Below are 10,406 nucleotides of genomic sequence, written 5' to 3'. Positions count from 1 at the left end.
GGCGCTGGGGTACGGCGCGATGGGGATCTCCCTGGCGTACGGGCCCTCGGACGAGAAGGAGGGGACGGCGACCATCCGCCGGGCCCATGAGCTCGGCGTGACGTTCTTCGACACGGCCGAGCTGTACGGACAGGGCGATAACGAGCGGATCGTCGGCGCCGCCCTCGCCCCGGTGCGTGACGAGGTGGTCATCGCCACCAAGTTCGGTTTCGACTTCACCGGCACCCGGGAGGGCGGGGTGGACAGCCGTCCTGGCCACATCCGGGAGGTCGTCGACAACAGCCTGCGTCACCTCGGCGTCGACGTCATCGACGTGCTCTACCAGCACCGCGTGGATCCCGGCGTGCCGATCGAGGACGTGGCCGGGACGGTCAGGGAGCTCGTCGACGCGGGCAAGGTCCGCTACTTCGGCCTGAGCGAGGCGGGGGCCAACACCATCCGCCGCGCCCACGCCGTCCAGCCCGTCTCGGTCCTGCAGACCGAGTACTCCCTGTTCGAGCGCGACGTCGAGACCCTCCTGCCGGTGCTGCGCGAGCTGGGGATCGGATTCGTCGCCTACTCGCCCCTCGGCCGGGGCTTCCTCACGGGCCAGGCCAAGCCCGGCGCCGAGTACGACCCCAGTGACATGCGCAGCTGGGACGCCCGTTTCCAGCCCGGCAACTACGAGCGGAATCTGGAGGCCACCCGCCGGCTCGCCGACCTGGCCGCCGACAAGGACGCCACCGTCGCCCAGCTCGCCCTGGCCTGGCTCCTCGCCCAGGGCGAGGACATCGTCCCCATCCCCGGCACTCGCAGCCGCGGGAGGCTGGAGGAGAACGTCGCCGCCGCCGACCTCGTGCTCGACGAGGCGGACCTGAAGCGCGTCGCGGAGATCCTCCCCACGGGCGGCTTCGGCGCCCGCTACCCCGAGCAGCACCTCCCCACCTGGGACTGACGCCGCGGCGTTCGTTCCTTTCCTGGGGGGAACCGCGGCCGTACCGGTATCAGGTCAGGGTGAGCGGTGTGGCGGCGGCGATGTGGGTGAGCTTGTCAGGGTTGCGGATGAAGTAGATGCCGGTGACGAGGCCGTCCTCGACCTTGAGCGCCATGACGCTGTCGATCTCGCCGTCGAGGCGCAGGAGGAGCGCCGGATCGCCGTTGACGGTGATGGGCTCGCCGGTGAGCGTGCCTTCCTTGTCGCCGAGACTGGCGAGGAGGAGGCGGACCACCTTCGCGAGGCCGGTGACGGGTCGCAGCGCGGCGCTCCTGACGCCACCGCCGTCGCTGATCAGGACGACGTCAGGGGCGAGCACGTCGAGCACGCCCTGCAGGTCGCCGGTCTCCACGGCGTGCTGGAACGACGCGAGGGCGGCCTGCGCCTGGCGCGGGGAGACCACGTGGCGAGGGCGGCGGGCGTCGACGTGCTTGCGGGAGCGGTGGGCGATCTGGCGGACCGCGGCGGGGGTCTTGCCGACCGCCTCCGCGATCTCGTCGTAGTCGACGTCGAAGACCTCGCGCAGGACGAACACGGCCCGCTCGGTGGGCGAGAGGGTCTCCAGGACGAGCATCACGGCCATGGACAGGCTCTCGGCGAGCTCGGCGTTCTCCGCGACGTCCGGCGACGTGAGCAGCGGCTCGGGCAGCCAGGGGCCGACGTAGGCCTCCTTGCGGCGCCGCAGGGCCCGCAGCCGGTCGAGCGCCCGCCGGGTCGTGACGCGCACGAGGAACGCGCGCGGGTCGCGGACCTGCGCCAGGTCGATCTCGGCCCAGCGCAGCCAGGCCTCCTGCAGGACGTCCTCGGCGTCGGCCGCCGAGCCGAGGATCTCGTAGGCGACGGTGAAGAGCAGGTTGCGGTGGGCGACGAAGGCCTCCGTCGCCGGGTCCGCGGCGTGGTCGTGCATCCTGGAATCCTTCCATGGCGGCCCGTCCCGGGAGGCAGGGCATGGGGAGCGGGCATGGGGGGAGCGGGATGCGCCTGGGCCGCCCGCTTCAGGGGGCTACGACACGTACGCGGGCGCGGCCTGGACGCGCTGCTGCCGGGCGTTGTCCTTGGCCTTCAGGACGCGTGCGCCGGGCTTGCGGGCCTCGTCGGCGAGCTGCTTGACGGTGTGGGCGACGACGAACTCCTTGAGGCGCGCGCCCGGTCCGCCGCCGACGTAGAACCGGATGGCGGTGTCGTCCTTGCGCGCGAACTGGAAGATGCCGGCGCCGCGGCCGAGGCTGACGCACAGCCCGGCGAAGGCGACGCTGATGGCTTCGGGCGCTCCGCCCTCGATCCGGCGAAGCACGGCGTCGGCGGCGTGCGGGCCCAGCTGGACGGCGGACTGGCAGCCCATCCGGTAAGCGAGGCCCGAGGGCGAGGCCGCATCCCCGGCGGCGACGATGCGGTCGTCGTCGATGCTGGTCAGGGTCTCGTCGGTGAGGAGGCGGCCCGTCTCGTCGGTGCTGAGGCCGCTGCGGGCGGCCAGGTCGGGAACGCCGAAGCCGGCGGCCCAGATGGTCAGGTGGCCGCGCACCTCGCGGCCGTCGGCGAGGCGGACGGCGCCGGCCGTCACGGACGCCGCCTTGGTGCCGGGGCCTTCGAGGACGGTCACGCCCAGGGCCGCCAGCCGCTTGGCGACGAAGCGGCGGCCGTTCGGGTGGAGGTAGAGGCCGAGCTGTCCTCCGCAGACGAGGCTGACGGTGCGGCCCGCCTCGGCGAGCTCGGCCGCGATCTCGATACCGGTGGCGCCGCCGCCCACGACCGTCAGCGCCGCGGTGGCGGGCGCGGCGGCCACGGCCTGGCGCAGCCGCTCGGCCTCCTCCAGGGTGGCGATCTGGTAGGCGAACCTGTCCGCGCCGGGCACCTCAGGCACGCCGCTGCGGCTGCCCACCGCGTAGATCAGGTGGTCGTACCCGACCGTGCCGCCGCCGGCCAGCGAGACGGTGCGCGCCTCCCGGTCGATCGCGGTCGCGGTGTCGACCACGAGCTTGACGCGTTCGCTCAGGACGTCCTCGTAGTCGACGACCGCGTCGTCGGACCCCGCCACCAGCTGGTGCAGGCGCACGCGCTCGACGAAGGCCGGGCGCGGGTTGACGAGGGTCACGGCCACGTCGTCGCGGCGGGTCAGGCGGTTGGCCGCGAGGACTCCGGCGTATCCGCCGCCGATCACGATGACTTCCGTCCGGCCGCCGGTGTGCTCGGTCATGGTCTCTGCTCCGTTCGCTCGGGTTTCGCGCACAAGGCGTCGGACGGAGGGAACCTGTGACAGGGTGTGGCGCGGATCACATCCGATAGTGGGTCGCGGAGCTGATCGAGCTCGCTGTGCGGGTGGCGGCGGGCGCCGGTGGTGAGCCGACCGGCGGTCCCGCGGCCCGACCCTCGTTCAGTTCATCGAGATGTGGACGTGGTCGAAGTGGTTCTCGGTGATGCTGCCGCGGTCCGACATGGCGCTCCATCCGGAGCCCTGGTTGATGCGCTGCCGCCAGATCACGTACTTCACCCCCAGCTTCGCCTTGTTCGCCAACGCCCAGGCCGCGAGGCGGTCGCCGAGGGCCTGGTTGGCGGCGCTGGGCATGGTGCCGCCCGAACTCATCATGAAGTCGCACGCCCGGCCCAGCGGGTGCTCGCCGCTCGACCCCGAGCGGAAGCAGCCGACCGTGAACGGCAGCGAGAAGTTCTTCTGGACCAGCGCGCGCATCGCCTGGGTGCGCGGGGTGATGTTGTCGGTGCCCGACGGCAGCTCGGGCGCCCAGGTGCCGTCGGAGCGGCGGCCGGTGCTGACCGGCACGAGATCCTTGAGCTTCTTCTCGATGTCGTCGATGACGTCCTGGGCCTCGTCGCGCCGCTTGGCGACGTCCGCCGTCTCGGCGCTGATCCTGGTGGCCAGGGCGGCGGCCTCGTCGGCCGCCCGCTTCTTCTCGTCGCGGGCCTTGGCGACGCCCGCCACGACCGTCTGCTGGTCGCGGGTCATCTGCTCCAGGACGGCCGCGCCGGCGGCGCTGTTGGGAAGCATGAAGCCGAGGACGGCCGGGTCGCCGTTCTGGTAGCGCAGCTGCGCGATCTCGGTGACCCGGCGCTCGGCCGTGGCGACCGCCTGCTCGGCGGCGGCGAGCCGCTTGCCGGCTGTGCCGGCAGCCTGCTGGGCCTTGGCCAGCTCGACCCGCTTGAGGTTGTAGCTCTCGATGAGCTTGTCGACCTTGCCGTTCAGTTTCTTCAGCTCGGCGCGCAGCTCGGATTCGCTGGGTTTGGGGGCGGCGGTCGCGGTGGCCGCGCCGAAGCCGGCGGTGGCGATCACGACGCCGATGACGAAGTTGATGGCAAGGCGCGTGGGGGACGCGGACGCCACGGAGTATTCCTCTCCCTCTGCCGGCCGGGTTAGCTGACGGGTTCGGGATGGGAGGTCCCTACCACCGAAGTGGATTCACCCCAGATGCGGTGGGTCCCCGGCTCCCGAGCGACGCGCCCGGGATTAGGCGTGTACCAGCTGTTACGGCCGGTACCGAAGGGATACTAGTAGTAAAGCGGAGGCCATGCGACTCCAATCAGAGATCAATCAGTGATCAACCTGTGATCGGAGCAGCCGGGCCGCCTCCTCGGGGAGCACGTCGTTGACGAACGCGCCCATCGCCGACTCCGACCCCGCCAAATACTTCAGCTTCCCGGGCGCCCGCCTGATGCTGAACAGCTCCAGGTGCAGGTACCCCAGCTCCCGGTCCTGCCGTACCGGGGCCTGGTGCCAGGCCGAGACGTACGGCATGGCGACGCCGAACATCCCGTCCAGGGCCCGCAGCACCGAGGTGTAGAGCGGCGCGAACGCGGCGCGCTCCTCCTCCGACAGCGCGGCGAGGTCGGGGACCTGCCGGTGCGGATAGACGTGCACCTCGAACGGCCACCGGGCCGCGGCCGGGACGAAGGCCGTCCACAGCTCGTTGGCGGCCACGACCCGGGTCCCGGCGGCGCGCTCGCCCGCCAGCACGTCCGCGAACAGGTTGCCCCCCTGCCGGGCCGCGTGCCGCGCGGCCGCGCCGAGCTGGAGCTTCGTGCGCGGCGTGACGTACGGGTAGGCGTAGATCTGCCCGTGCGGGTGGGTCAGCGTGATGCCGATCTCCTCGCCCCGGTTCTCGAAGCAGAAGACCTGCTCGACGCCGTCGATCGCGGACAGCTCGGCCGTACGGTCGGCCCAGGCCTCCATCACCAGCTCGACCTGCGCGTCGGACAGGCGGGAGAACGAGGAGGAGTGCTCCGAGGTGAAGCACACCACCTCGCACCGTCCCACCCCCGGACGAACCTCACTCAGACCCCCCACATCCTGATAAGTCCCGAGATTCATGGAGAAGGAGGGGAAACGGTTCTCGAAGACCACCACGTCATAGTCGCGCGCCGGGATCTCCGAGGCCCGCGTGTCCGTCGACGGGCACAGCGGGCACTCGTCCGCCGGAGGCATGAAGGTGCGCGTCTGCCGGTGCCCCGCGACCGCGATCCACTCCTCGGTCAGCGGGTCGTAACGCAGCTCGGAGGCCACCGGTCGCGGATCGAGCGGCCGGCGGTCGATCGCGCCGCGGTCGGCGTCGTCGCTCCGGTCGAAGTAGATCAGCTCCCGGCCGTCGGCCAGATGGGTGATGGTGCGCTTCACGGCTACCCCTCAGCGATGATCAGTTGTCCGGCCCGTTCGGCCAGCTCGGTGCGTGCGTCCTCGGGCAGCCCCGCGTCGGTGATGACGACGTCGGCCTCGGCCAGCTCGGCGATCGTGCTGATGCCGATCGTGTTCCACTTCGTGTGGTCCGCCGAAACCACCAGCCGGTGCGCCGCGGCCACCAGCTCCCTGTCGGTCTCCGCCTCCAGCAGGTTCGGCGTGGTGAACCCGGCCCGCACGCTCATGCCGTGCACCCCGAGGAACAGCGTGTCCACGTGCAGCCGGCGGATCGCGGCCACCGCCACCGGGCCCACCAGCGCGTCGGAAGGAGTGCGGACGCCCCCGGTCAGCACGACCGTGCGGTCGGGGCGCGGGTTGCGGTGGAAGACGTCGGCGACGGGCACGGAGTTCGTGATGACCGTCAGCTCGGGCACGCCCGTCAGATGGTGGGCCAGCGACCACGTCGTGGTGCCGGCCGACAGCGCGACCGCGGTGCCCGGCCGTACGAGCTCGGCGGCGGCACGCGCGATGGCCTCCTTCTCGTGCTGCTGCCGGGCCGACTTGGCGGTGAAGCCAGGCTCCTCCGTGGACCCCTGGTCCAGCGCCGTCGCGCCGCCGTGGACCTTGGCCAGCAGGCCGCGCTCGGCGAGGACCTCCAGGTCGCGGCGGATCGTCATGTCGGAGACGCCGAGCTCGCGCACGAGGTCCGCCACCCGGACGCCGCCGCTGCTGCGCACGCGCTCGAGGATGGTCTGTTGTCGCTGCTGTGCCAGCAAGCCCGCGCTCCTTCCAACAGATTCCACCAAATTATGACATGCCAGTGTTGGGGAATGTTGACCGGTCTCACCCTTGTGCCGGAAGCGCCGGCGGGAGACGTTGGAGACGCACGTCACACCAGGGCTCGTCGCTTTCACAGGGAGGCCGGTATGGCCAGGCGCAGTCGCCAGGGCAAGGCCCGCAGGAAGAAGAAGGCCAACCACGGCAAGCGTCCCACGGCGCGCTGACGCCCGCCCGGCCGGCGGGACCGCGGCGACCGGGACGGCGCGGTCGGCTCAGCCGGGCAGGTGGGCGAGGGCCTCGTCGATGCGTTTCTGCGGAAGCGCGAAGTCCTCCATCGCCCCCGACAGGTAACGGTCGTACGCGGCCAGGTCGAAGTGGCCGTGACCGCACAGCGCCGTCAGGATCACCTTCTCCTCGCCGCTCTCCTTGCAGCGCAGCGCCTCGGCGATCGTCTCGGCCAGCGCGTGCGTCGGCTCGGGCGCGGGCAGGATCCCCTCGGTACGGGCGAAGCGGACACCGGCCTCGAAGCACTCGCTCTGCGACTTGCTGACCGCCTCGAACATCCCCAGCTCGTACATGTGCGACAGCAGCGGCGACATGCCGTGATAGCGCAGGCCACCGGCGTGGATCGGGTCCGGCACGAAGTCGTGGCCCAGGGTGTGCATCTTCAGCAGCGGCGTGAACCCTGCCGTGTCGCCGTAGTCGTAGGCGTACACACCTCTGGTCAACGATGGGCACGCGGCCGGCTCGACGGCCCTGATCACCGGGTCGATCCGGCCGGCCAGCTTCTCGCGCAGGAACGGGAAGACGAGCCCCGCGAAGTTGGAGCCGCCGCCGGTGCAGCCGATGATCACGTCGGGCGTCTCCTCCATCTGCTGGAGCGCCTCCTCGCCGATCACGGTCTGGTGCAGCAGCACATGGTTCAGCACCGAGCCGAGCGCGTACCGGACGTCATCGCCGGAGCCGGCCACCTCGACCGCCTCGCTGATCGCGATGCCCAGGCTGCCGGACGAGCCGGGCGTCTCGGCCAGCACCCTGGCCCCGGCCTTGGTCACGGGCGACGGGCTGGCGTGCACCGTCGCGCCGTACACCTGCATGAGCGAGCGCCGGTACGGCTTCTGGTCGTAGGAGGCCCGCACCATCCAGACCTCGCACTCCAGCCCGAACTGCGCGCACGCGAACGCCAGCGCGCTGCCCCACTGCCCGGCGCCGGTCTCGGTGGTGAGCTTCCGCACGCCTTCGCGGGCGTTGTAGTACGCCTGCGGCACGGAGGTGTTCGGCTTGTGCGACCCGGCGGGGGAGCCGCCCTCGTACTTGTAGTAGATCCGGGCCGGGGTGCCGAGCGCCTGCTCCAGCCGGCGCGCCCGCAGCAGCGGCGTCGGCCGCCACAGCCGGTAGACGTCCAGCACCTCCCGCGGGACGGCGACGAACCGCTCGCCGCTCACCTCCTGGCCGATCAGCTCCATCGGGAACAGCGGCGCGAGGTCGCCCGGGCCCACGGGCTGCCGGGTCGCCGGGTGCAACGGCGGAGGCGGGGGCGCCGGCAGGTCCGGGACGATGTTGTACCAGTGGCTAGGGATCACCGTTCCAGTCTGCGCCGGTCCCGCCCATCTCACCAGGTCACGCGCCGGATCACCTGGAGCTCCTTCAGCCGCGTCCACGGTTCAGCCGGGGTCCTCGATCGCCGGCCGTCCGGGTCTGTCCACCCGTACGACGACGTCGGCGCTCGCCCGGGGCCGCGCCTCGCGCTCGTAACGGGCATAGGCGGGCAGCCGCCAGCGCTCGTCCTCGCCGGTGCCGCGCGCCAGCGCCGCCTCCGACAGCCACAGATGCACGCTCAGCTCCGCCGGCAGCCCCCGCCCCAGGAGCAACGTCCCGTCGAGCAGCAGCACCCCTCCCACGGGCAGGTCCTCGTACGGCAGGCGGTAGGCCCGGTCCGCGCCGCTGTCCCACAGCGCCGGCAGCACCTTGCCGGTCCCGCCGGGCTCCAACGGCCCGAGCACCTCACGGACCAGCGCCCCGGTGTCGAGCCAGTCGTCGTAGAACACGTCCGGATCGGTACGGCCGTACTCCAGCCGCAGCGACGCGGGCCGCAGGAAGTCGCCGGCGGACACCCGCACCACCGCCCGCCCGCGGACCCTGAGCGGCGCGACGAGGGCGTCGGCCAGCCGCCCCGGCTCGCCCGGCGGCGCACCGTCGAGCAGCACCCGCACCCGCCGGTCACGGGGAAGGGCGTCGATCCGCCCGGCCAGCTCCTCCGCCAGCGCTTCCGGCGAGATCGGTCGCACACGCATCGCCCCGAGCCTACGCGACCTTCCTTCGCCCCACCGGCGGCTGCCCGCGCCCGCCTCGCCGTCCTGTCGGTGCCGTCCGCCAGGGTGTGACCATGACGCACGAGGCCGTACCCGAGTTCCTGGACATCACCGGCCCGGACCAGCTACCCCCCGCGCTGCGCCACGAGCTGATCGAGTGCTGGGTCACGGTAACCAACGCCGGAGGCGCGGCCGGGTTCCCGTTCCCGCCCGTCACCTTCGACCAGGTGGCGCCCGTGGCCGACCGGATCATCGCCGGTCTCGACCCGCACCGCGGCCGACTCCTCGTGGCCCTCCTCGGCGGAACACTCGCTGGCTGGCTGCACGTACGCAGGGACGCCGAACCGCTGACCTCCCACTGGGGCACGGTCCACCACGTCCAGACGCACACCGCGTTCCGCGGCAGGGGCCTCGGCGCCGCCCTGATGCACCGTGTGCGCCGCCTGGCCCGCGAAGAGATGGGACTCGAACAGCTCCACCTCGCCGCCCGAGGCGGCACGGGCCTGGAGGACTTCTACGCGCGCCTGGGATGGAAGGAGATCGGCCGCTGGCCCGGCGCGCTCCGCCTCGCACCCGGCGACGACCGGGACGAGATCCTCATGGTGCTCACCCTCTGACCGGCACGCCGCCCAGTGAGGCGATCTCAGGCGGCCACCGTGTCGTCGAAGCCCATGGCCTCATCACGAACCGGACGCTCGGGCTTGCCGGGCAGCCAGGCCAGGGCCATGACGACGCCGAGGAGACCGAGGCCACCGCTGGTCGCCAGGACGAGGTCCAGACCGTGGACGAAGGCGGAGCGGACCGTGTCTTCCAAGGTCGCCGAGCCGGTGGATCGTGCGGCGGCCAGCCCGGCGAAGACGCTCTCGCGTGCCTGCTCCGGCACCGCGGCCCGGTAGGCGGAGGTGAGGATCGACCCCAGCACCGCCGCGCCGAAACTGCCGCCCAGGGTGCGGATGGACTGATTCACCGCGGCGCCGACGCCGGCGGTGCCGGGTGACAGAGTGCCCAGCGCCGCGTCCATCGCCGTGGGCAGGACACAGCCGAGCCCGAGTCCGTACATGGCCGTCCACGCGGCCGCCCACCCGGTGCCGCTGCCCGTACCGGTGGCGGCACCCCAGAACAGGCCCCCGGCGAGCAGGACGAACCCGAGACCGACCGCGAGCCTGGGGCCGATCAACCTGCTCAGCCTGTTCGCCGTCGCCATCCCGATGAGCAGCCCGCCGATGAGCGGCAGCAGGCGCAGGCTGCTGCCCATCGCGTCCGTCCGCAGGTTCGCCTGGAAATACTGCGGCAGCACGAACAGAACGCCGAACATGGTGAAGTTGACGAGCGTGGCCAGCGCGGTGCCGACGGTGAAGCGCGCATCGGCGAACAGCGAGAGGTCCACCAGCGGCGCGCCGGTCCGTCGCTCCCAGAGCACGAACAGCCCGAGCGCGGCCGTCCCGCCGAGGATCGGCCCGAACACGGCGGCGTCGGTCCAGCCTCGTTCACCGATCTCGATGAGGCCGTAGGTCAGCCCCGTCAGCGCCGCGCTCGACAGCGCCACACCGCCCACGTCGATCCGCCTGCCGCGCTCCTGCCGCGATTCGGGCAGCCAGGCGGCGACCGCGAGGAAGGCCAGGACGACGACGGGGATGTTGATGAGGAAGACCGAGCCCCACCAGAAATGGTTCAGCAGCCAGCCGCCCAGGACCGGACCGATGGGAAAGGCCAGCAGCGA

The 10,406-nt window shown here is 72.0% G+C and carries 10 protein-coding genes and 1 riboswitch; of the genes, 2 read left to right on the top strand and 8 right to left on the bottom strand.

The features are described from left to right. Window positions 1–934 (top strand): aldo/keto reductase (locus ABZS51_RS41145; protein ID WP_355453344.1); only part of this gene is annotated, 934 nt, incomplete at its 5' end. Window positions 935–983: 49 nt separating this feature from the next. Here ABZS51_RS41145 and ABZS51_RS41140 read toward each other — a convergent pair. The 7 genes from ABZS51_RS41140 to ABZS51_RS41110 form a co-directional block, all read right to left on the bottom strand. Beyond that, window positions 984–1,880, bottom strand: a complete 897-nt coding sequence (locus ABZS51_RS41140) for an RNA polymerase sigma-70 factor (protein ID WP_355453341.1) — start codon at window positions 1,878–1,880, stop codon at window positions 984–986. A 96-nt stretch (window positions 1,881–1,976) separates the two neighbouring features. Next, window positions 1,977–3,167 (bottom strand): FAD-dependent oxidoreductase, encoded by a 1,191-nt coding sequence (locus ABZS51_RS41135; RefSeq protein WP_355453338.1) that lies wholly within the window; start codon window positions 3,165–3,167, stop codon window positions 1,977–1,979. A 177-nt stretch (window positions 3,168–3,344) separates the two neighbouring features. Then, window positions 3,345–4,307: a hypothetical protein gene (locus ABZS51_RS41130; RefSeq protein WP_355453335.1), complete on the bottom strand. Its 963-nt coding sequence runs from the start codon at window positions 4,305–4,307 to the stop codon at window positions 3,345–3,347. 4 nt (window positions 4,308–4,311) lie between these two features. Further along, a riboswitch (cyclic di-AMP (ydaO/yuaA leader) is annotated at window positions 4,312–4,447 on the bottom strand. 67 nt (window positions 4,448–4,514) lie between these two features. Beyond that, window positions 4,515–5,594 (bottom strand): galactose-1-phosphate uridylyltransferase, encoded by a 1,080-nt coding sequence (galT, locus tag ABZS51_RS41125; RefSeq protein ID WP_355453332.1) that lies wholly within the window; start codon window positions 5,592–5,594, stop codon window positions 4,515–4,517. 2 nt (window positions 5,595–5,596) lie between these two features. Further along, window positions 5,597–6,370 carry a DeoR/GlpR family DNA-binding transcription regulator gene (locus tag ABZS51_RS41120; protein ID WP_355453329.1) on the bottom strand — a complete coding sequence of 258 codons (774 nt, stop codon included), beginning with the start codon at window positions 6,368–6,370 and terminating at the stop codon, window positions 5,597–5,599. Window positions 6,371–6,646: 276 nt separating this feature from the next. Further along, on the bottom strand, window positions 6,647–7,957 hold the full coding sequence (locus ABZS51_RS41115) for a TrpB-like pyridoxal phosphate-dependent enzyme (protein WP_355453326.1): 1,311 nt from the start codon (window positions 7,955–7,957) through the stop codon (window positions 6,647–6,649). Window positions 7,958–8,038: 81 nt separating this feature from the next. Continuing rightward, window positions 8,039–8,668: a uridine kinase gene (locus ABZS51_RS41110; RefSeq protein WP_355453323.1), complete on the bottom strand. Its 630-nt coding sequence runs from the start codon at window positions 8,666–8,668 to the stop codon at window positions 8,039–8,041. 92 nt (window positions 8,669–8,760) lie between these two features. Here ABZS51_RS41110 and ABZS51_RS41105 point away from each other — a divergent pair, with 92 nt between their 5' ends. Further along, window positions 8,761–9,303 carry a GNAT family N-acetyltransferase gene (locus tag ABZS51_RS41105; RefSeq protein ID WP_355453320.1) on the top strand — a complete coding sequence of 181 codons (543 nt, stop codon included), beginning with the start codon at window positions 8,761–8,763 and terminating at the stop codon, window positions 9,301–9,303. A 26-nt stretch (window positions 9,304–9,329) separates the two neighbouring features. Here ABZS51_RS41105 and ABZS51_RS41100 read toward each other — a convergent pair. Then, window positions 9,330–10,406, bottom strand: a 1,077-nt coding sequence (locus tag ABZS51_RS41100) for an MFS transporter (protein WP_355453317.1), incomplete at its 5' end; no start/stop codon positions are given.

It is taken from the genome of Nonomuraea sp. NPDC005501 (assembly GCF_040605905.1).
GTDB lineage: Bacteria > Actinomycetota > Actinomycetes > Streptosporangiales > Streptosporangiaceae > Nonomuraea.
Note: the sequence above shows the minus strand (reverse complement) of the source record. Positions and strands in the feature narration are given on the sequence as shown.